At 51.2% G+C, this 22,188-nt stretch carries 14 protein-coding genes; 6 read left to right on the top strand and 8 right to left on the bottom strand.

Annotated features, from left to right (window positions below):
* Nucleotides 1–14 precede the first annotated feature (14 nt).
* The 7 genes from BGO59_RS27390 to BGO59_RS27360 form a co-directional block, all read right to left on the bottom strand.
* Nucleotides 15–704 (bottom strand): SDR family NAD(P)-dependent oxidoreductase, encoded by a 690-nt coding sequence (locus tag BGO59_RS27390; protein ID WP_293689060.1) that lies wholly within the window; start codon nt 702–704, stop codon nt 15–17.
* A gap of 369 nt (nt 705–1,073) precedes the next feature.
* The gene (locus BGO59_RS27385) at nt 1,074–1,850 is read right to left on the bottom strand and encodes a glucosamine-6-phosphate deaminase (protein ID WP_293689058.1); all 777 of its coding nucleotides are present in this window, start codon (nt 1,848–1,850) and stop codon (nt 1,074–1,076) included.
* A 55-nt stretch (nt 1,851–1,905) separates the two neighbouring features.
* Entirely contained in the window at nt 1,906–4,734 is a 2,829-nt protein-coding gene (locus BGO59_RS27380) for a TonB-dependent receptor (protein ID WP_293689056.1), read from the bottom strand.
* Nucleotides 4,735–4,784: 50 nt separating this feature from the next.
* On the bottom strand, nt 4,785–6,029 hold the full coding sequence (locus BGO59_RS27375) for a hypothetical protein (RefSeq protein WP_293689054.1): 1,245 nt from the start codon (nt 6,027–6,029) through the stop codon (nt 4,785–4,787).
* The gene (locus BGO59_RS27370; RefSeq protein WP_293689052.1) at nt 6,016–8,523 is read right to left on the bottom strand and encodes a family 20 glycosylhydrolase; all 2,508 of its coding nucleotides are present in this window, start codon (nt 8,521–8,523) and stop codon (nt 6,016–6,018) included. Before BGO59_RS27370 ends, BGO59_RS27375 begins: the two co-directional genes overlap by 14 nt.
* The gene (locus BGO59_RS27365; RefSeq protein ID WP_293689050.1) at nt 8,520–10,067 is read right to left on the bottom strand and encodes a glycosyl hydrolase family 28 protein; all 1,548 of its coding nucleotides are present in this window, start codon (nt 10,065–10,067) and stop codon (nt 8,520–8,522) included. The genes BGO59_RS27370 and BGO59_RS27365 overlap by 4 nt, the downstream gene beginning before the upstream one ends.
* A gap of 289 nt (nt 10,068–10,356) precedes the next feature.
* Nucleotides 10,357–11,655 (bottom strand): MFS transporter, encoded by a 1,299-nt coding sequence (locus BGO59_RS27360; protein ID WP_293689048.1) that lies wholly within the window; start codon nt 11,653–11,655, stop codon nt 10,357–10,359.
* Nucleotides 11,656–12,075: 420 nt separating this feature from the next.
* Here BGO59_RS27360 and BGO59_RS27355 point away from each other — a divergent pair, with 420 nt between their 5' ends.
* Nucleotides 12,076–13,101, top strand: a complete 1,026-nt coding sequence (locus BGO59_RS27355) for a LacI family DNA-binding transcriptional regulator (protein WP_293689046.1) — start codon at nt 12,076–12,078, stop codon at nt 13,099–13,101.
* Nucleotides 13,102–13,197: 96 nt separating this feature from the next.
* On the opposite strand, the gene BGO59_RS27350 is transcribed toward BGO59_RS27355, so the two are convergent.
* Nucleotides 13,198–13,893 (bottom strand): FadR/GntR family transcriptional regulator, encoded by a 696-nt coding sequence (locus tag BGO59_RS27350; RefSeq protein WP_293689044.1) that lies wholly within the window; start codon nt 13,891–13,893, stop codon nt 13,198–13,200.
* Between the two features lie 192 nt (nt 13,894–14,085).
* Between BGO59_RS27350 and BGO59_RS27345 the strand changes: the two genes are divergently transcribed.
* The 5 genes from BGO59_RS27345 (at nt 14,086) to BGO59_RS27325 (ending at nt 22,186) form a co-directional block, all read left to right on the top strand.
* Nucleotides 14,086–17,298: a TonB-dependent receptor gene (locus tag BGO59_RS27345; RefSeq protein WP_293689042.1), complete on the top strand. Its 3,213-nt coding sequence runs from the start codon at nt 14,086–14,088 to the stop codon at nt 17,296–17,298.
* A 15-nt stretch (nt 17,299–17,313) separates the two neighbouring features.
* A complete protein-coding gene (locus BGO59_RS27340) occupies nt 17,314–18,786 on the top strand; it encodes a RagB/SusD family nutrient uptake outer membrane protein (protein ID WP_293689040.1) in 1,473 nt (490 codons plus the stop codon).
* A 101-nt stretch (nt 18,787–18,887) separates the two neighbouring features.
* On the top strand, nt 18,888–19,850 hold the full coding sequence (locus BGO59_RS27335; protein WP_293689038.1) for a dihydrodipicolinate synthase family protein: 963 nt from the start codon (nt 18,888–18,890) through the stop codon (nt 19,848–19,850).
* A gap of 19 nt (nt 19,851–19,869) precedes the next feature.
* Nucleotides 19,870–21,027: a sialidase family protein gene (locus BGO59_RS27330; protein ID WP_293689036.1), complete on the top strand. Its 1,158-nt coding sequence runs from the start codon at nt 19,870–19,872 to the stop codon at nt 21,025–21,027.
* Between the two features lie 37 nt (nt 21,028–21,064).
* Nucleotides 21,065–22,186, top strand: coding sequence for a sialidase family protein (locus BGO59_RS27325; RefSeq protein WP_293689034.1), 1,122 nt, complete (start codon nt 21,065–21,067; stop codon nt 22,184–22,186).
* Nucleotides 22,187–22,188: the final 2 nt, after the last annotated feature.

Below are 22,188 nucleotides of genomic sequence, written 5' to 3'. Positions count from 1 at the left end.
CTGGAAAAATGACGTTATCGAATGCTGCTTATTCCACCATCAACAGAAAAAATCTGCCCGGTAATCCAGGAGTTTTCATCGCTCAATAAATAGGCTGCCATAGTGGCAATATCTTCAGGCGTGCCTATTTTTTTCAGAGGATGTCTTTGGGCATTGGCGTCGATTTTTTCCTGGGTATTTAAAAGGCTGCCTGCCAAAGGTGTATTAGTGATGGATGGAGCAATGCAATTGACTTTTATGGCTGGAGCGAGTTCGGCTGCCAGCGCTTTGGTTAATCCTTCAATAGCGCCTTTGCTCGTACTCACAAGGCTGTGAAACGTAAAGCCCATTTTTACCGCTACCGTACTGAACAGGACGATACTGCCGCTTTCTGATTTTTTCAGGGCCGGTAAACAGTGCTGAATGACTTTAATGGCTCCTGATACCTGCAATTTGAAATCAGCAATAAAGTCATCTTCTTTTAGCCGGGCAAATGGTTTAAGCTGTATAGCGCCAGGGCAATAGGCTAATCCATCCAGTGTCTCGGGCAGAAAGCTGAAGTCTGGCTGGTCGTCCAGTACGTTTAAGTAATGAGAAGAGACGTTTTGAGAAGACAAAACCTCGTTTTTGTAATACGTGCCTATTACCTGGTTACTTTCGGCCAATTTTTTAGAGAGAGCTTTCCCAATGCCAGAGCTATGCCCAACAACTAAATAGTTTTTCATTAAAACTGCTTACGGTTTATGTGATCCTGGTGGTTAATTCGTCTGCCTGTAATGTTACACCCGTTGCCTGTGTAGCGAACGAACGTGCAAAGAACAGGTAGATTTGGCGGATTTTGAAACAGTTCAACAGCTTGTTTAAGCGAAGTGTTTGCCGGTTTTAACACTCCACCGTTTATTTTCTGATTTGCCGTTTATGGCTCTCCAATTCGGGGGTTCATTCCAGGGTTTAGCGAGTCGGAAGGGCTGAGCAATTTATACGGCCGAAGCAAAAAACGGGCCTTCTGCTGAACAGACAGTCAATGTCAGATACATCGACAATCTACTCAGCAGAAGGCCCGTTTAGGGATGATTTTTAAAACCGGGTTCTGGTTACGCGTTTATACCTTTTTCGATCAGCGCTGCGCTGTCTTCATCAAGGTACAACCGGGCGTTAGGGTGTGTACGCAGTGAGGTTGATGGGTATTTTTCGGTAATGGCTTCCACTAGGGTGTGCTTAACAGCAGCGGCTTTGTTGGCCCCCGGTACCATACAGAAAATATACCGCGCCCGAAGCAGGGCAGGTATGGTGAGGGTATAGGCTATGGGCGGCACTTCGCTAACGGATGCGAAACAGCCTTCGTTGACCTGCTGCTGTTTACACGGTTCGTCGAGGTCGATGATTTTGACCAGATACGGATCGTTGAAGTTCGCTACATGTGGGTCGTTGAAGGCCAGGTGGGTGTTTTCGCCAATACCCATGCACGTTATATCCGTCCTGTGGGCTTCCAGCAGAGCACTGTATCGGGTGCATTCGTCTTCGTCGTCGGTACTGTTTTCGTTCAGATAAAAGACCTGTTTGAACGGAACCCTGCCGAATATCTTTTCATGGAGAAAATTGCCGAACCGTTGCGGGTGATCTTTGGGCAGACCCGTGTATTCGTCCATATGGAATGCATTAATTCGGTTCCAGTCGATCTGAGGAGCCGCCACGAGAGCCGTCAGAAATTCGTTCTGGGAGGCCGCAGCCGCAAATATGATGTTTACTTCATCCTGCTCCGCAAGCAGTTGACGGATGCAGGCACTGGCATCGTTGGCGGCCGCCTGGCCCATTTGCTGGCGAGTAGGATAAACAGCGACCGAAAGCTGGTCTACAGTAAATTGGTCCATTATGAAATACGGAAAGAAAAGGGCCGGGCTGGTTGAATGTCCGGCCCTCAGGTTGTTAAAAGCGATATTTGAAGCCGGCCCGACCGGTATAATCGTAGAATTGCTTGGTATATAGACGAGAGCGGATGCCCAGGTAATCTGTTTGTGGCGCATTCAGCAGATTGGTCCCTTCGGCATAGACCGTAAGATTTTTGGTGATCCGGTAGGAGGCATTGGCGTCCATCTGAACCCGTTCGGCCCGGATCACATCGTTGGCATCGTTGACCCCGAGCAGGACGGTATAGGCACCATTATAGTTGACATTGCCCTGTACGGTGAAGCCTTTGTAGGTGTACGACAGGGAACCGTTGGCGGTATGGTCGGCCTGACCCGGCAACCGAAGTCCTTTGCGCAACTGCGCATCAGCTTTCGAGTACACGTACGTGTAGTTGGCGTACAGCGAAAACCCTTTCAGAAAGCCCGGCAGGAACGTCAGGTTCGTCTGGGCGTTTACTTCGAGCCCATACACCGTAGCTACATCACCGTTATAGGTTTTGAAGTACTGGTAGTTGAGGTAATTGTCAGCGCCCGGAAACTCCGTACCTGTCAGGGTTACCACGCTGTTGTACTGGAAATTGGTGATGTGCTTGTAGAAGCCGCCTACCGAGAGGATACCGAGGTTTTTGAGGTAATGCTCGATAGAAACGTCGTAGTTCGTAGTTCCGGCTGGTTTCAGGTCCGGGTTGCCGTCGGTGAGGGTAGCGTTCAGAATGCTAACCACCCGGCTCGGAACCAGTTCGTTGAAGTTTGGACGGGAATAGCCGAACGACAGCGCTGCCCGCGCGATGGTGTTGGGCGCCAGATCGAATTTAGTCTGTACGTTGGGCAGGAACTTCGTGTAGTTGTAGACGGCATTGGTCGGCACCGACGAGGTCAGATTGCCATTGGCGTCCTGATTGACGAGCCGCGCGTTGTAGTCTACCCCGGTTCGTTCGAACCGTAGCCCGGCCAGCAGCATGACCTTCCTGAACTGAATCCGGTTCATGACATAACCCGACGTAACGTTCTCTTCGGCATCGTAAAAATAGGTGTCGACGGCCACCTGGTTACCCAGCGCATTGGCCGGGAAATAGGTAGGGTTGTTGTTCAGGAAAGCGATGGTCGCATCGCCATTGACGGCCCGGCCAAAGGTCAGATTACCATCCAGCAACTGATCATCCAGTTCGGCTTCGCCCAGGAAGTTGGTCAGATTACCCGCAGCCGCCGGGCCGTTGTAGGTGGCTGTACTGTAGCTGGGGCGATACCGTTTGTTGTGCATTCGTTTCAGCTTGAAACCTGCCTTGACATACGCATCGTTCGCACCGATCTTGTAGTTGTACGTGCCGTTCAGGCGGGCTACGAAGTTGGTGCCTTCGCTGTTGTAGTTGTTCGCTTCGTAGGTGTTGTAGGTATAAAGCGAAGCATTGTTTTTGGCATCCGTCGACCCCGTCGCCTGAATATAATCACCGGCTATCTGCGAAATTGTCAGCGGTACGTTTCCGGTGATGTAGTTGTACGAGTTGGCCGTTTGTTCGAGCAACGACTTCGTATAGAATAAGCCCCCGTCCAGCTTGAGCCGACTAAACTGTTTTTCACCTTCCAGACTCATGTTGAAGTTGCCGTTGTCGATGCTTCGGTTCAGGTACTCGTTGTAGCCACGCCCCCGTGTTGTTGTGTAGACACCATCGGCTGTGCGGGTGGTATTGGCTGTCTGCATCCGCGTCCGTTTCCGGTAGCGGTCCGCGTCGTTATCCAGATTGGTATAGGTCGCGTTGAAAACAAGCGAAGCCGTTGGATTGAAGCTGTAGTCGATTGTGGCAGTAAGGCCTTTGCGGGTGCGGAGGTTGTTCAGGTGAACGATACGGATGTCGGTTGGGAACAGAATCGAACCCTGCCCGTCATTGAAATCCTTGGCCTGCCACACCTGTGCGTTGATCTCATCGTAACCGTTGTTGGTGCGGTAGTAGCTCCCGTACAGCGCTAGGCCCAGTTTGCCGTTCGGGCTTTTGTCGGTCTGGAAAAAACGCTGGTTATAGCTCAGGTTCGCGATACCATTCGCTTTGTCGCGTAGCTTGTTGTAGCCAGCCGCCAGGTCAATCGAAATGCGGGGTTTCAGGCTAACGGCCGTTGGGGTTTTCATGTTGATGGCTCCGGCAATGGCATCCCCATCCAGATCGGGCGTCAGGGTCTTCACCACTTCCATCGACGACAGTACGTTGGCCGGAATCAGGTCTAGCTGGGCATTTCGCTGCCCCTGTTCCTGGGTGCCCATAATCTGTTCGCCGTTCATGTTGATGTTCGTATAGTTGCCCGGCGTACCGCGCAGCTGTACCGTCGACCCTTCGTTCTGCTCCCGGCCAATGGTTACGCCGGGGAGCCGCTGCAGGGATTCGGCCACATTCAGGTCGGGGAAACGGCCCATCAGGTCGGCCGACACGATCTGCTTGAAGTTGTCGGCATTCCGCTGCTGGTTCAGCGCCTTTTGCTGGCCTTCCATAATGCCCGTAACGGTCACCCCTTTCAGCATCGTTGTGGTGCTGGCCAGTGTGATGTTATGGACGGTTGTTTCGCCGGTAGTGACCGAAACGGGTTGGTCGTATGGTTGAAACCCCATGTAAAAGACTTCCAGATTGATAGTACCGGGGGTAATGTCACTAAGGGTGTAGTCGCCGGTAAGGTTGGTGACCGTACCTTGTGTTGTGCCTTTGATGCGTACGGAAGCGCCCGGTAATGCGCCCCCCAGCTCATCCACAATTTTACCCCGGATAATCCCCTTGGTTTGTGCATGGGCAGATACTAAACATAGGGCTAGCAGCAGAGCCACCAGGCAGGTGGATCGAAGAAAATGAACAGTACAGCGTTCCATAGAAGATACGTTTGGTATAGAGTGGGGAAAAGATGTGCAGGGAAAGTTGGCTAGTTGAGCCCCTTGAAATTCAGATAGTCGACCAGGAAGCGGATGGAAAAGCTGGTGCCTATATCCCGATTGACGAGCCAGATCTTGTCCTTACGGCTACGCATCCGGGTTTCCAGAATGGCACCGCGCAGGTTTTTGTCAGGATGATCCATACCAAACCGATTCTGAACAACCCAGGTCGCCGATTTCTCGATATAGGGTAGAAATTCCGTATAGCCTGCCTTCGCCAGTTCGATCCAGACGATGCCCGCCATGGCTACGGCCGAGCCTGTCACCGAACTCCGGTCGGGAGCCCGGCCATCGATGTAGTTCACGTAAAAGATGGTGCCGTCTTTTTGCTGGGCTTTAGCGTAGGTGCGACCCGTAGCTGCAGCCGCTTCCAGGTATTTCTTGTCGCCGGTTTTTTTCCAGGTATGGATCAGCGATTCGGCATACCATAGATTGAAGCGGGGGTGAAAGGATTTTTCTTCGATGGAGTTCGGCGTAAACTGCATCCACAACCCCTTCTCTTCCAGCTCGACCACCTTGTTCGACAGGTTGAGGTGGGCGTCCAGCAGGGCTTTGTTTTTATTGAATTCGTAAGCGTCCAGAAAGAGCCAGCCTTCTGTGTTGGGCCGGGAAACGTCGTAGAGCGATTGCTCTTTTTTGCCCTTCCAGAACTCGCTATGTTCTTTCTCGACCACACCCGTACCCAGATCGACGGCATCGTAGCAAACGCCTTTTTCGGCGTAGTACATGTTCTTCAGCATCCATTCAGCCGCTGTGGTAGCTACCTGCGCATACTTTTTGTCGCCTGTCACGCGGGTCAGCTCGTAAAGGCCCGGTGTACCGTCAGAAATCGTAGCAAACACGATGGTCGAATCGCCGATAGCGTCACCATGCACGGCCCCCAGCATACCTTTGAGTTTGGGATGATCGTTGATTTGCAGACTAATCCAGTAATCGCCTGCTTTTCGGGCCGTCGCCAGCCATTTCGGATTTCTGGTTTGCTTATAAGCTGCCAGCATGGCATACACCGCCTGACCGGTATGCCAGGGCACTTCATAAGGGTACCACTTGCCTTCGGTCAGGTTGTAATCGCAGCGCGATTTACCCTGTTCGTCGAGCATGGTAGTCGATATGTAGGTTGCCATATCGTTGATGGCTTTTACAGCAACCTCTTTTTTTACCTGTGCATGGGCACCTGGCAGCGATCCCAGGACCATCCAGGTGGCTATGATTAACAATCGGTTAGTCGGCTTCATGAACGGACGTTTTGGCATTTAGGGAATACTTGTGTTTATGATTGGTGATGGGTTTCCGGGTGTCCAGCCGAAAGGCAAAATTCCAGGAAGCCGACGCCGGTAATTTGAGTAGTACATGATTGACGCCTTTGGTCAGGTTGAGCGCAAAGGGTGTTTCGTCCTGATCGACGGCGTTGCCGGGTTTTACCTGAACTCCGTTGACAAACAGCTCTGCTGCCTGGGCGCTTACCTGTGCTGTAACAGCCTGAGCACTATCGGTCGTGATCGAACAGTAGGCGTAGGCCACGGCTCCGGAAGCGGTTTTGTAGTAGTCACTCAGGTCGACAATACCGCCTTCCTGGGAGATGTATTTCTGCCAGCGATAGCTCTTGCCCTGAAACTGGGCCATATCGCCGGGCTTGGGTGGTACGTTGTAGGCAGGGTCTTCGGAATATAGAAAACGGGGTGGCGTCGGCGTTTTAAACGGCCCTGTCAGGAGCCAGTTCTGGAAGTAGAAGGCATTGCTGGCTTTGATATCCAGCCCGACGGCGGCAATGGCGGGTAGAGGGGGCGATGACGAAATGAGGGTTTGCAGCCGGGTTGTAAGCTGTTGCAACTGGGTAATCTTGCCGTCGAACCCGTTCAGGTTGATGGCCAGGTAATAGGGTTGATTTTCGGCTTCCCACAAGCTGCGGTACGTTTCTTTCAGGGACTGATAGCGGGCCTGCAAGCTCTCAATGGCCTGTATTGTGGCCTGTAAAGCTGCGGTATGGTGCTGGCTCTGGGCAGTTCGGTATGTATCGGCAGCCTGAGCGAGCAGCAGCCGAGAGTCCATCAGCAACTGATACTGTTGCAGGGTAAATTCTAGAAACTGTGCGTCCGTACGATTCAATTGCGGCTCAGCGGTCCTGATGTAGGTTAGGCCCGTATTGACGATAGCCTGAATTTTCGGCACATCCTGATTGTTGATAATGAGCTTCTTTCCGCTGTCGGGCAGGAGCTTTTGTAGCCAGATCTGCTCGGCCAGGTTATATGTCAGCGGAATGCCGCGAAGCTCCATCAGGGTGAACAGCGCTTTTACGTAGTTCCCATTATCTGTGTTGTAAGCCGTACGCTCGAACCGCTCATTGAAAGAGCCTGTCTCGGCCTGGCTGATGTTCCAGCTTTTTTCGGCGGCTGTATATACGCCGTACCAGTCGCTGTGGAAGAAGCACATAGGCCCTTCATCCCAGATGGTTGTCAAAACGCCCGCTGTACCTGCCTGCTTACCCGCTTTAAGAAAACCGTTGATGTTGCCTCGGGCCATGACCATATCGGGGAAGAGCCGATTAGAGTTGACAATGCCTGGGCAGACGACGAAGGGGAGCCCCCGTTTCACGAAGGGCTGTATCCAGGTGTCGTAGGATTTTTGATCGCCATACTCCCAGGTGAGGTAGATAATGTCTTTCGGCAGCAGGTCCAGAATCTCTTCGTGCTGCAGGGCAATGTCGCCCCACATCATGAGTTGTTTGTGCTGCTTTTTAACTACGTCGTACAGAAATTTGATGTGGTCAGCGTAATACTTCGCCACGCCCACACGATCGACGTACGCTTTGGATTTGCCTTTGCCCAGATCAAATGTTTCGTCGCAGTTAACGTTGAAATAGGGGGCGTTGAATGCACCGCATAATTCCGTGATGACACTCGCCAGAAACGCCCTGGCTTTCGGATCGAGTGGCGAAATCATCGTGGACGTTTCTCCCATCGGCTGATACCTGGGCTGCGACAGTATATTCGCGAAATGGCCGAACGACTGAAAGCTGCCTACCAGTTGCATATGAAACTGGGCCGCATAGGCCGAAAGCTCCCGAATGTCGTCCATCGTCAGCTTGCCATCGGCAGGGGCAAAGTCGGGGTAGGAGCGGGGCTGCACCACATGCTCAATGTAAAACGAGAGGGAGTTGATCTTTAATTCGGCCAGCCGTTCGATCTGCTTTTTGATTGTGCTGACTTTAGGTGTTGGCCCCCGGCTGATGTCGTCATAAATCCCCCGATTGGCAAACGAGGGCCAGTCTGTAATCGTTATCTCCTGATTCCAGCCTGAACGGACGAGTTGTTTCAGCGATTGAAGACCGTAGAAAAGGCCGGTTTCGGTGTTGGCGGCAATGAATTTGTGTCGGGCATTCAGGACAAGGACGTAGCCTTCGGCCCCCACTTTGCCGGACCAGCCAGCCGTGTAGGCGTCGACCAGCGCATTGGCTTTGGCCGATTTGCCGGATACAATCAAGGTAACGGTCTGCTGAAGGGCTTGTGCTGCTTGATTTAGGCCTGCCAGTTGCCAGTTTGCTGCAAGTCGTTTGGTCACACCCGATTCGAGACCGGAGCCTGTAAAGGCAATAGCCGTACCGATTGGCGGGAGCGGGTCGCCCACCGTAACCTGCTGTGGATAGGGTAATACCGGAACAGTCGTAGCCGCGGCTGGATTCTGTCCAGAACCGATCAGCACACCCAGCAAAATGGCCTTGATTCGTTTCATTGAACACTCGTTTCGGTGATGCGTATCTGTGGGTGGTCGTTTTCGATCAGTTTTACCTGCGTGCTGGCTCCTGATTTTGCGACAAAGCTTTTGGCAGCGCCGGTAGCTTTACTATGACGGATCGCTCCCCGGCTATCGCCTGTCACATACACGGCTGCTGCGGCTGTTGCGGTAGTGGGCATGGTTAACCGATCCAGTGCGAAATCACGAACATCGTCCAGTGCCAGAGCGGGCCGGTTGTCCGGTGTAAGGCAGGTGAAGCGTACGTTGCTGAGCTGAATGTTTTCGATGTGGGCCAGGTAAAAACCATAAGCTGGCAGCATGCCGAACATAGTCCCTTCGGGGTACTGATCGTCCAGCCTGGGAACCGATTTCATCATGTCGCTGGCAGCGCCCCCGCCTGCAACGTCGATGGAAATGTCGCTCAGGCTGATCTCGTGGAGTTTCGCCGTTTCGATCCCTGTGATGGAGCAGCCCGTCTGGCCGCTTCCCGTAGCCGTTATCCCCGACAGGCGGATATTGCGGACGCGTCCGGTACCCGGTATAGACGCCTGTTCGTCATACTTGCGGGCCCGGTTGCCCAGGCGAATGAAAATCGGTACTTCGGGACCCTCCACCACGATATTACTGATGGATATATTTTCCATGACACCCCCGTCTACCATTTCGAGGGCAATGCCGCTGATGCCTGCCGGTTTGCCGTAGATGGTGGTTTTCTGAGCTGATGGTCTGATGACGCAGTTGGTAATGGCCACATTCCGAAAGCCCCCTGTCGATTCGGTCCCCAGCTTCAGGGCGTTGCAGTGGCTGCTCAGTACGCAATTCATCACCGTAACGTTTTCTGTGATCAGGGGAGAGGTACTTTTCAGGGTCAGCCCATCGTCGTCCGAGTCGCCTTTGACATTCTGGATGGTCACGTTTCGTGAGCCATCAATGTCAATCATGTCGTTATTTTTGTTGGAGTGGTTCCAGATGCTGATGCCGTTGATGCTCACATCCTCGCAGCCCAGATAATGCTGCATCCAGAAAGCCGAATTGCGCAGGGTGATCCCGCTGACCCTGACTTTTTTGCACTCGATGAACCAGAGCAGGTAAGGTCGATTTCGGTAGCGGTCGGGTTTCTTCAAGGTCGTCGTGACAAAGCTGGCCCCTTGTCCGTCGATGGTGCCATACCCTTCAATGCCTACATCGTCGACCTTATGGGCATAAATTAAGCTCTGCCTGGCCCATTCGGCCCCGTAAAACCTGAATCCATGCTGTTGATAAGGGTATTTGGCCAGTACGGTCGTGCCTGTAAGCTGACAGCCTGCCGACAGGTGAAGTACAACATGGCTTTTGAGCTGGATGGTGCCGGATAGAAAATTACCGGCGGGAAAAATCACCAGGCCCCCTCCCGATGCCGCGCAGGCATCAACGGTTTTTTGAATGGCGGTGGTGTTGTCGGTTTTGCCATCCCCTTTGGCTCCAAACGTCAACACGTTGAAATCCGTAGCACTGGCTACTGTAGATAGGGCGATGAGGGTACTAAGGAGTAAAGCGTTCATAAGTTGGCCGGGTTAGAAAAAGCGATGATTCGCCGGCTTCGTACAATGATTTGGTAAATGACCTATAGGCAACTGTGTACCAACTGTAGCTGAGTCTGGCTCTTTAGGGACGTGTTTAGCAGCCCGCTATCGATTAGCGGTAAAATTTCCCTGCAAATCCACGATTAACCTGTTGATCACAGATTCCGCCAGTGCTCAGTTGGCGCGCCCAAAGCGATTAATCCAGAGCGTATAATTCAGTTTTTCGGATGAAATTCACGGTTGAGTCGGGTTAGAGGTTAGGAATAGTTCAGAGGTTTACCGGCTCCATTTTTGGGGTAAGCCAGTGGATGATGAGCCAGGCGATCAGGAATGAACTGCCGCACACCAGGAAGATGATGTTGTAGCCCAGGACGATGTTGCCCGATGCTTTGAAAACATCCAGAATGTATCCGATGAGGCTTTCGAACAATACCCCACCGACAGCCCCGGCCATACCGCCCAATCCAACCACCGAACTCACCGCCCTTTTGGGGAACATGTCGGACACGATGGTGAAAATGTTGGCACTCCAGGCCTGGTTGGCCGCTACAGACAAGCTGATCAGTGATACGACCAGCCACATATCGTTTGTATAACGTGTGATCAGAATAGGGACGACAGCAATGGCTGATACGAGCAGCGCCATTTTACGGGCTTTATAAACGGGCCACCCTTTCTGAATCAGCCACGATGACAGATACCCTCCACCGATGCTACCAATCATGGTACCCGTATACACGATAACCAGGGGCAGGCTGGGCTTTTTCAGGTCGAGGTGGAACGACGCGTTGAAATAGGCGGGGAGCCAGAACAGAAAAAAATACCAGATGGGGTCGGTAAAAAACTTGCCGACAATAAACGTCCAGGTTTGCCGAAGACGCAGCAGCTTCCCCCACGATAAACCTCCTGCCGAAGGCGTTTCAACGTCGTTGTCGCTATGGATGTAGTCGTACTCGGCGCGACTCAGCTTGCTTTGCCGCGCAGGGACTTCATAAACGAAAAGCCAGACAAGCAGCCAGATAAAGCCCAGCGAGCCGGTAATAATAAACGCCATCTGCCAGCCGTACAGCGCCAGTATGAAAGGCACCAGAATAGGGCCCACGCAGGCACCAATGTTGGAGCCCGAATCAAAAATGCCGACTGCCAGCGCCCGTTCTTTTTTGGGGAACCACTCCGCCACCGTTTTTACCCCTCCCGGATAATTGCCCGATTCACCTATACCCAGCAAAGCCCGGACCAGGCCAAACCCGACGGTCGTACGAATGAACGCGTGCATAACGGCTGCGATGCTCCAGATGCTCACCGAAATAATATAGCCCAGCCGGGTTCCGATCTGGTCGATTACGCGTCCATAGAGCAATTGCCCCAGTGCATAGGTTGCCGTAAAAGCCATTACGATATAGCTGTAATCGGATTCCGTCCAACTGAAAATTTTCTCCAGGGTAGGTTTTAACAAGCCCAGAATTTGCCGGTCCAGGTAATTGATGGTGGTAGCGGCAAACAGCATGGCACAGATAAACCAGCGGTAATTTCCAATTCGGCCCTTCGACTGGGTAGTCTGAATCATTCGTGTCAAGTTAGACGGTGTATCGTTTCCTAAGCGAGTTAAAACGGCCGGGCAAAGAATCCGGTATCGACTAGGTTAAGTCATTTTGTCGTACTTCTTCGTCTTGTTTGTTCGGCAGGGATCATAGGCTCACATTTCAGTTATTGTAAAAAATAGCGAACCAATCGGCCGACCAATGCAGAAGTATGTAAAGAAATCTTTCAAAAGGTAGAGTCCAGTTTGATAGAAAACCAAAAAAAAAGCCGAAAATAGATGTATTTTTCTACGCAAAGGTTCTCGGGAACCTTTGCGTAAACCTTGTTTTCGGGTGCCTGTTCAGGGCTTGCCAGGAAGCAAAATCAGATTTAAGCAGTGACCGCTTCGTGTAATGACTTTGGGTCGTTTGTTAATGAAATAGGATTATTTTTATAAGTGCTCGTAATGAAACAAGTGACGATTAAAGACATTGCTAAAGAGTTGAACCTGTCCATTTCCACTGTTTCCAGAGCCTTGAGGGATAGTTGGGAGATCAGCGAACCCACCAAGCAACGGGTAATCGAACTGGCGAAACGGCTGGAATACAATCCAAATCCAGCGGCCCTGCATTTACTGAGCAGTCATAGCCGGGAAATCGGAGTGATCGTTCCCGAAATAGCCAACCCTTTTTTTGCCGTCGTCATTGCGGGTATTGAAGATATTGCCTTCGCGCAGGGATACCAGGTGGTTATTTACCAAAGCCATGACAGTTACGAGCGGGAGGTTCTGAATGTAAAGCATATCCTCCAGCAACGGAAAGATGGTTTACTGGTATCAATTGCAACGGGAACCAAAGACGTTGCGCATTTCCAGGCGATGCGTGACCGTGGTTTTCCTATCGTTTTTTTTGACCGGGTTTGTGAAGACATCGATACACCTAGCGTGTCTGTCGATGATTTTGAAGGGGCGTATATGGCCACGGAGCATTTGATTGACCAGGGCTGTCAGCAGATTGCGCTCCTGTCAGGGCCTGAACACCTGCTCACGAGTCGACGGCGGATTGATGGGTACCGGGCTGCCCTGCAACGTCACCACCGCCCGATTGTAGATGAGTGGATTATTCCCTTACCGTTTAGCCCCGAAGAATCGTTAGCCGTTACCCGGGAACTGCTAAGTAGGCCCCATCGGCCCGATGGTATTTTTGCCGCCAGCGATGCCATTGCGTTAGGAAGTCATGCTGCCATTAACGAATTAGGTCTGTCCATGCCGCAGGAGATCGCCCTGATTGGATTTGCCGATTTACCGATTGCCTCCCTGTTAAATCCTCCTTTAAGCTCCGTAGCCGAACCTACCTTTGAGATGGGGCAAACGGCAGCAAATCTGTTAATCAATATGATTAAGAACCCCGGTGGCCAGATGCCTTCGGTAGGCAATGTTCTAAAAACCAAACTCATGGTCAGGAGGTCTTCACAACGGCGACCCCATAGGTAGTAGCGAATAGGGATTAAATATAGGTATGCTATGCTCAGTAGTTTAATTTTTCAACCTTGCTACATGTATAGAAAACTGACCGGCCAGTAACCTGCTTTAAATAATTGAAGCAAAGTAAACGGCCAGGTGAGTGTACATTGCCTTGCGGAACTCGTCGGGAGTGCCGGTTTTCAGAATGGCAACCAGGTCGTGATGCGTAATGGGGTTGGCGATTTCAATCTTTTTTTCCTGATCGTAATATCCCGTAAAAACATGATCGAAGGTGGGCATGAGCAGAGTCTGAAACCGTTTGAACACATCATTGCCCGTCATTTCATACAGTTTGCCGTGAAAGGCAATTTCTTCTTCTTTGGTTACCGTCGTGGCGTCTTGCTGCCGGGATAGGATCTCGTCCAGTTCATTCAGGTCCTTCTCCGTTTTTCGAGCAAACAGAAACTCCGGAATTCCCATCTCCAGAATAAGCCGCATCTCAAAAATATCTTTGAGGTTGTCCTGGCTGAGTAGCGCTGGATTCAATACTTTCTCAATACCAACCAGCAGATCGGGCTGGGCCATGACCATTCCCCGTCGTGGCCGGGCTTCGACCATCCCCAGCATCCGCAACCGGCTGAGGGCTTCCCGGACTACATTCCGGCTAACGTTGAGTTTTTGAGCAATCTCCTGCTCATTGGGCAGCGCGTCACCTGGCTTAAAGCCATTCTCGGTGAAATAGCCTCTAAGACTGTTTTCGACTCGATCAGTCATCGACAAGCTTTCCAGCGGCTCCAGGGTATCTAATTTGGTGACAGACATACAGTTTCCCGATAAAGGTTATGCAAGATAGCGCATTGGGAAGAAAGTCAGATTAAAAATTTATTTTTTTATACAATTACATTGATAATTAATTAGGATCATTACATTTGTCCTACAAATAAATTTAAGAAGAAAATTTCCTCTATTGACCGAGTTAACGAATAAACAATGTATGCCAAAACGTTTATCTTGATGAAAAAGAAGCTAAAGTCAACATTGCCGCTAGTTCTTTTGGTTGTCGTCGGAATCTGTTCGTGTATACCGTCGATGGCTCAGCAATTAGTGAAAGGAACGGTACGTTCTAAGGAAGATGAGGCTCCCATGCCGTTCGTCAGTGTGTTGGTAAAAGGGACTCAAACCGGGGCAACTACCAATGCCGAAGGGAACTTCTCAATAGCGGCCGCTTCTGGCCAAACGCTGGTGTTCAGCTTTGTAGGGTATAAGGCCCGCGAAGTAACGCTTGCTGCACAGACAACGCTGGACATTACGCTGGAGCCCGAATCTACGAACCTGAGCGAAGTGCTGGTAGTAGGCTATGGCACGCAGGCTCGGGATAAGGTGACAACGGCTATTTCGAGACTCGATAATAAGGTACTCGAAAACATACCGTATCAAAATGCAGCTTCGTCGCTACAGGGGACTATTGCGGGCGTGCGGGTACAGAGTGTTTCGGGACAACCCGGCGCGGCTCCCCGTGTGATTCTGCGTGGCGGCACATCAATCAATAACCCGAATGGGGCGGCTCCACTTTATATTATCGATGGTGTGATTCGCCCTAACCTGAACGACATCAGTTCCGAAGAAATCGAATCCATGCAGGTGCTGAAAGATGCTGCTTCGACTGCTATTTATGGAGCGCGGGCGTCCAATGGGGTTGTGATCGTAACGACCAAGTCGGGTAAAACGGGCAAGTTGCGGGTCAATTATCAGTACAATCTGTCATCGTCTGAGTTGGCGAAGGGCTATGAACTGGCTTCGGCCCGAGATTTACTGACTTACCAGCGGCTGGGCGTTCTGGCGACGGCACAGGTTTCGGGAAACGCTACGTACCTGACCCAGTTGACAGGAAAGTCGGGCTACGGAACGGGTAACGATTTAACGAACTCGACCGCCTTTACGACTCAATACCTGACCGATCAGAACAAATATAAGCTGAACGAAGGCTGGGAAAGTATGCCTGATCCGGCCGATCCGTCCAAAACGATCATCTTCAAAGGGACGAACTTTCAGGATGTTTTGTTTCGAACGGCTATCTCCCAGAATCACCATCTGTCGCTTTCGGGCGGGAGTGAAAAGGCTACGTTTAGTGCCGGATTGGGGTATATGGATGCGCAGGGGATTGTCATCACCACCAACTACCAGCGCCTGAACTTCGACATGAACGGCGAATTGCTGGTCAATGATCGACTAAAACTGTTTGGTCGGATGATGTACTCCCGGTCGGGGAATAACCAGGTGTTTTCTAATAACAGTATTTTCGAACGTTCACTCGATGTTCCGATGACGACCAAATACGTTTTTGAGGATGGTTCGTTGGCTCCCGGTCTGGCCATGTCGCTCGGGAACCCAGAGTATTATCTAAACAAGCTGAAAGGTAAAAATTTGACTACCAACCTGTCGATGGCCGTTGGTGGACACTGGCAAATTCTGCCCGGTCTTTCGTTCGATCCACAACTTTCGCTTTATGAAACCAGTGGCGATGGCCGTTCGTTTCAGCAGGCTTATTACAATGGGCCTACGTCGTATATAACCTCCCGTGCGGCTACGGGCCTGTATGGCAAGCGGACGCAGTACCAGGCCGATGGGGTGTTCAGCTATGCCAAATTGATTCAGGGCGTTCATAATGTGGAGGTCAAACTGGGCTTTTCTTATTACCAGAGGGATACGACGGGGTTGAGCGCGGCTGGTCAGGGGGCATCGTCCGATCTGATACCAACGCTGAATGCTTCGGCAACGCCAGTGTCGGTATCGGGTTACGAAAGTCGTCAGGTGCTGGTGGGGTATTTCTCCCGGATCAACTACGACTATATGGACAAGTACCTGGTGTCGCTGAATGCCCGGTACGATGGAGCCTCCAATCTGGGAGCATCGCATCAGTGGGGATTCTTTCCGGGGGTTTCTGTAGGCTGGAACCTGCATCGGGAAAATTTCTGGAAAAGTATTTCGGAGGATAAGTTACGGCTGAAACTACGGGCCAGCTACGGTGTCAATGGCAATATTGCGGGCCTGAACGACTTTCAGGCACAGGGCCAGTATAGCGTCGGATCGTTGTATAATGGCAATTCGGCTATCACCAACACCATTCTGCCAAATGCGAACCTGCAATGGGAACGCTCGAAAACCGTGGATCTGGGAGCCGATGTTGGCCTTTGGAACAACCGGATCAGTATGCTTATCGATGTATACCGTCGGGTAACCGATAATCTGCTGACCGACCTGAGCTTACCCTTATCGACCGGCTTTTCCAGTGTGCGTACCAACCTGGGTAGTCTCGAAAACAAAGGGATCGAACTCGAACTGAGGGCCAGCGTATTACCGTCTAACTCAGCACTGCAATGGGTTGTTTCAGTGAATGCGACCAAAACGCAGCAGAAAATACTCAAACTTCCCGAAAATGGCAACGCCAATAATCGGATCGGTGGTATTGAAATCTGGGACGATGCCACCAAATCGTACGTCTACAAAGGTGGTTTGCAGGAAGGCGGTCGGGTTGGGGATATGTTCTCGTATAAACAACTCGGGATTTATGCCACCGACGAGCAAGCAGCCAAAGCGCCCATCGACTATCTGATTACCCGGAGCAACCGCACCAAATACGGCGGGGATGTGATCTGGCTGGATGCCGATGGCAACGGCTCCATCGATGCCCGCGACCGGGTGTATGTAGGCAATCCATACCCCACCTGGACGGGTGGCTTTTCGAATACGTTGACCTACAAGGGTCTTAGTTTCTACGCTCGGGCCGATTACACAACGGGACATACTATTTTCAACTATCCCCGCGCCCAGATGATCGGGCAGTTTCAGGGAGATATTAACATCTCGAAGGAAGCCCTTCAGTCATGGAAGAAGCCGGGCGATCAGACGGAGGTTCCGAAATATTACTGGGCTGATCAGAACGCGCAAAACAACCTGTTTCGCAATGCTACGGGGGCCAACGGAAGCAATTCGCGCTACTACGAATCCGGTGATTTCCTCTGTTTTCGGGAAGTCTCCCTATCGTACAGTCTCCCTAAAAAACTGGCCAGTGTAGCTAAACTTCAGGGGGTTCGCCTGAACCTGACCGCGCAGAATCTAGGCTATATCACGGGCTACAAAGGGCTGAATCCAGAGGAAGGTGGTACCGACCGAGGGCGCTACCCACTGCCCCGGACCTTTATGTTGGGTTTGAATGTCACGCTTTAAACGAACGGCACACTCATGAAAAATCAATTACGACTTCTCTATATAACGCTGCTGGGAGCTATCATAACCTCCTGTACCAATAATCTGGAACTGGAACCAACCAGTGTCATCAGTAACGCATCTTTCTGGAAAACGCAGGATGATGCGACTGGGGGTGTTTATGGCATGTATGCTAATCTTCGGACGCAGGCGAGTAGGAACCTGTTTTTGTGGGGCGAAGCCCGCAGTGAAACGGTTGGCGCGGGTGTACAGGGGCTGGATGGCCGGGATCTTTTCTACCTGAACCAACTTGACGCGACCAATTCCGGGCCCGATTGGCAGGGTATGTACACCGTTATACACCACGCTAACCTCATTATCAAGTACGTACCAACCATTTCATTTACGTCGGAAGCTACCAAAAACAACACACTGGCGCAGGCCTATGCCATGCGTGCCTACGTCTACTTCTGTATGGTCAGAACCTGGGGTGAACTCCCCCTGGTGACCGAGCCTACTGAGAATTTCGATCCCGCTTCGGTTCAACGGGAGCGGTCGTCGGTGGCGAATGTGTTTTCCCTGATCAAAAGTGATATCGATAAAAGCCTGGCCTTGTTCCCCAATAACACCTTCCCGACTGGGCGAAATGTATGGAGTAAACCTGCCCTGAATGCGCTGAAAGGAGATGTGTATCTGTGGACGGCAAAAAAACTGGCTGGTGGAACGGCCGATTTCACTACAGCGCTGGAAGCACTCAACCAGGTGAAGTCGTCGGATGTGTCCCTGCTGAGTAATTACAACGATGTGTTCGACTACACCACCAAGGGCAATAAGGAAATCATCTTCGCCATTAACTTCAAACGGAATGAGGTTACCGACAACGATTATGCGAACATGTATTTTTCACCGGCCTACGTACCAAAAGACATTAATAGTGATGTAGCAGATGCTCTGGGTGTAGCCGCTGGTCAGAATTTCTGGGCACCCACTGCCACATTCCGTTCGCAATTTACCGACGACGATCAGCGTAAAAACGGAACCTTCCGGGAGATTTATACGGCTACTAGTGGCGTTTCGAAATTCTACGGGGCGTTTGCCGTCAAATTCAACGGGATGGTCGAGTTAGGAACCCGCTATTTTCTGGACGACTATGTCGTGTATCGGTATGCCGATATTCTGTTGATGATTGCCGAAGTCAAGAATGCGCTTGGTCAGGACCCATCTACCGAAATCATGCAGGTACGAACCCGGGCTTATGGGAGTAAAGTCAGCGCTCATCCGTTTACCAACGGTTCGCAGGCGCAAAACGATGAGGTGATTTTGCAGGAACGGTTGCTTGAACTGGGGCTGGAAGGCAAACGCTGGTGGGATCTGGTCCGCTTCAATAAAGCATTCGACAAAGTAGCTTCCTTAAAAGACCGTACCGGAAAAGATTATTTATTGCTCTTTCCGATTTCAGCTAACACGCTCAGTCTTGAAAATAAGATCAGGCAAAACCCTGGGTACTAATCTCTTTTTTTGACAGGATTAACAGGATTTACAAGATTTACAAGATTTTTTTTGCTAATACTTTTCTTAAGAAATCCTGTCAATCCTGTCGAAAAATACCCTTGACCATCAACATAGTAGCCTATTTCGACAAGTTTAAATACACGTACATGTTTAACAAATCAGTACTAGGAGGGGTGTGGCCTGCCTTGCTTACACCCGTGCATCCTGATGGCGCGCCTAATTTTGCGGAATTGGAAAAAATTGTCCAGTTATTTATCGACCAGCAATTAGGCGGGATTTATGTACTGGGATCGACCGGACAGGGGGTCCTGTTCACCGAGAAGCAGCGACTCGAAGTTACCCAAAAGGTAATGGAACTGGTCGGTAACCAGATGCCGGTGATGACGCAGGTGGGTGCCATTAATACCCGCGAATCGATTCGGCTGGCCCAGGCGGCTGCCAAGGCTGGTGTCTATGGTATCTCTTCGGTAGCGCCGATCTATTATCAGGGGGGAACGGCGCAGGCATTAGCTCACTACAGAGCCATTAGTTCGTCGGTCGAGATTCCGTTCTTTCCATACCACGTTGGGAACCAGAGTATTTTCGGGGGTGATACCCGGACGTATCTGGAGCAGCTTCTGGCTTTGCCCAATATCCAGGGAATGAAACTGACCACCCAGAATCTATACGAAATCAGTCTGATGCACATTCTGGCGGGCGACGACCTGATTTTGTTCAGTGGGGCCGATGAGCTACTTTGTCAGTCGGCCCTGTGCGGGACTGTTGGTGCTATCGGTAGCTTTTATAACCTTTGGGGCGAAGAGTGTGCCTATGTATATCAGGCGTTTAAGGCTGGGAATGTTGAATTGGGCAAGCGGTTTATGCTGACCTTGCAGGAAATTATTCATACCGTTCTGCCGAATGCCTGGACGTTTTTCCAGCAGGCCATGCTCATGAAACATGGCATCGATGTGGGGCTGCCTAATCCCCCATTAGGTTTGGGGAATCAACCCTGGAAAGCGGAAGACGTACAGCTCATTCTGGATAAAATGGCGGTAGTGAGTGGTATCACCAGTGAATAATTTTCGACGAATTATTTTCATGAAGATGACTAAAGTAGCGCAATTCTATATCTGTTTCTGGCTGACCATTAGCGGCTGCCTGGCGCAGGAGCCCGTAGTGTTCAATGAACAGAATGGTAAGATAACAGCCACAGGTGCCTGGATTCCCAAAAACGTCGATGAGATGAAAGGGCTTCTGATGGGGCCGTTTACCCGAAATGCCGATGGGCATGTGGTTGCTATCGACGGGCAGAACTGCATGATTAGTAAGGATGAAGGTAAAACCTGGCAATCGTATCCGCTATTCGCCAAACCCGACAAATTCAACATCTCAGGCGAACGGGCTCTGCTTAAAACCCGAAGTGGTATACTCATCTTCGCGTTTCTGAATCTGGCCGAACGGAGTGGCTGGAAATGGGATCGTACGATTTCCGATACGCCCGGGGCCATTCTGCCGACCTATGCTATGCGCAGCCTGGACGGTGGGCGTACCTGGCAGGAGCCAAAACGGTTGCATACTGAGCACACGGGTGCTATCCGAAGCATGATCGAAACCCGCGACGGGAATGTGATTTTTACGTCCATGATGATGCGCCACAATCCGGGACACCATACCGTACTGACCTACACGACCCGCGACGAGGGTCAGACCTGGGAGCGATCCAATATTATTGATCTGGGCGGTATTGGCGATCATAGCGGAGTGACCGAATCGACCATCGAGCAGTTGAAGGATGGGCGTATCTGGCAACTGATGCGCACCAACTGGGGGACCTTCTGGGAGGCTTTTTCCGATAATGAAGGTATTACCTGGACCACCATTCGCCCAACCTCTATTGATGCCAGTTCGGCACCGGGGCAGCTCAAGCGGTTGGCTAATGGCAAACTTGTCCTGCTCTGGAATCGACGTTTCCCCGAAGGCAAAACTACCTATCCGTTTCGGGGTGGCGACCGGCAGTTTTCGGAAGTAGCCGCCAGCAACCACCGCGAAGAACTGTCGATTGCGTTTTCGGACGATGACGGCAAAACCTGGAGTAAGCCCAAGGTGATTGCCAAGTCGTATACAATTCAGAACCGCGACACGGGCAAAGCCTGGATTGCCTACCCCTACATTTTTGAAGTAAGTCCGGGTCGATTATGGGTCACAACCATGCAGGGCGATCTGCGCATTGCGTTCAACGAAGCCGATTTTTATTGATTTACACAACATGATGAAACACATCGGAAAATTATTTATGCCGGCAATATGGGGTTTGCTCTTCCCGCTTAGCTTTCTGTTGGTATCGTCTGCTATGGCTCAGGGAGTTAAAACAGATGATACGTCCGAACGCGTACTTCGGCTGGACCCCGGCGATAACAATCCGCGCAACAGCGAGGGTGATTTTGTTACCCTCAACGATGGCCGACTTCTCTTCATCTATTCGCATTATACTGGCAAATCGACCGACGATCATGCCCCGGCCTATCTGGCTGGTCGTTATTCCCGCGATGGGGGTAAAACCTGGTCGGCCCAGGATCGACTCATTGTGGACCGCGAGGGTGATATGAATGTTATGTCGGTGTCGCTGCTACGCTTACGCAGTGGTAAGATTGGCCTGTTTTACCTGAAGAAGAATTCAACAATGGACTGCATTCCGATGATGCGGACCTCGTCGGATGAGGGCCAGACCTGGAGCCAGCCCGTAGCTTGTATCACGGATAAAAAAGGCTATTTCGTACTGAACAACAACCGGGTGATTCAGTTGAAAAACGGTCGATTGATGATGGCCGTGGCGTTGCATCGGACGCCCGAAACAGCCTGGGAAAACAAGGCTACGTTGTTTAGTTACATTTCAGACGATGAAGGTAAAACCTGGACTACCAGCGAACCGGTGCCGAACCCCGCATCGATTGTGACGCAGGAACCCGGTTTGATTGAGCTGAAGGATGGCCGGATCATGATGTTTATTCGGGCCGATCAGGGTTTTCAGGCCATGAGCTTTTCGGCTGACCAGGGTAAAACCTGGAGTGCTGTTCAGAATACGACTATTTATTCGCCGTTGTCGCCCGCATCTATTGCTCGCATCCCATCGACGGGTGATCTGCTGATGGTCTGGAATAACAACAAAACCACCGACAAATCCTGGCACAAAGGGGCCCGTACCCCATTGACCATCGCGGTTTCATCTGATGAGGGGAAATCCTGGAAACACATCCGGGATATTGAAACCGATCCTGACGGCTGGTATTGCTACACGGCTATTCATTTCACGGCTAAGGATGTACTGCTGGGCTATTGCGCCGGAAGCCAGTCTGCCAAAACGCATCTCTCAGTGCTTCAGATCCGCAAAATGAGCCAGAAATCGCTGTATAAGTGAAC

The sequence above is a fragment of the Spirosoma sp. 48-14 genome, assembly GCF_001898575.1.
Classification (GTDB): Bacteria; Bacteroidota; Bacteroidia; order Cytophagales; family Spirosomataceae; genus Spirosoma.
Note: the sequence above shows the minus strand (reverse complement) of the source record. Positions and strands in the feature narration are given on the sequence as shown.

Coding starts and splice junctions, on each gene's coding strand:
- BGO59_RS27325 (WP_293689034.1), top strand. CDS start 21,065: ATGCCGGCAATATGGGGTTTGCTCTTCCCGCTTAGCTTTCTGTTGGTA.
- BGO59_RS27365 (WP_293689050.1), bottom strand. CDS start 10,067: ATGAACGCTTTACTCCTTAGTACCCTCATCGCCCTATCTACAGTAGCC.
- BGO59_RS27370 (WP_293689052.1), bottom strand. CDS start 8,523: ATGAAACGAATCAAGGCCATTTTGCTGGGTGTGCTGATCGGTTCTGGA.
- BGO59_RS27360 (WP_293689048.1), bottom strand. CDS start 11,655: ATGATTCAGACTACCCAGTCGAAGGGCCGAATTGGAAATTACCGCTGG.
- BGO59_RS27350 (WP_293689044.1), bottom strand. CDS start 13,893: ATGTCTGTCACCAAATTAGATACCCTGGAGCCGCTGGAAAGCTTGTCG.
- BGO59_RS27380 (WP_293689056.1), bottom strand. CDS start 4,734: ATGGAACGCTGTACTGTTCATTTTCTTCGATCCACCTGCCTGGTGGCT.
- BGO59_RS27340 (WP_293689040.1), top strand. CDS start 17,314: ATGAAAAATCAATTACGACTTCTCTATATAACGCTGCTGGGAGCTATC.
- BGO59_RS27385 (WP_293689058.1), bottom strand. CDS start 1,850: ATGGACCAATTTACTGTAGACCAGCTTTCGGTCGCTGTTTATCCTACT.
- BGO59_RS27375 (WP_293689054.1), bottom strand. CDS start 6,029: ATGAAGCCGACTAACCGATTGTTAATCATAGCCACCTGGATGGTCCTG.
- BGO59_RS27390 (WP_293689060.1), bottom strand. CDS start 704: ATGAAAAACTATTTAGTTGTTGGGCATAGCTCTGGCATTGGGAAAGCT.
- BGO59_RS27330 (WP_293689036.1), top strand. CDS start 19,870: ATGAAGATGACTAAAGTAGCGCAATTCTATATCTGTTTCTGGCTGACC.
- BGO59_RS27345 (WP_293689042.1), top strand. CDS start 14,086: ATGAAAAAGAAGCTAAAGTCAACATTGCCGCTAGTTCTTTTGGTTGTC.
- BGO59_RS27355 (WP_293689046.1), top strand. CDS start 12,076: ATGAAACAAGTGACGATTAAAGACATTGCTAAAGAGTTGAACCTGTCC.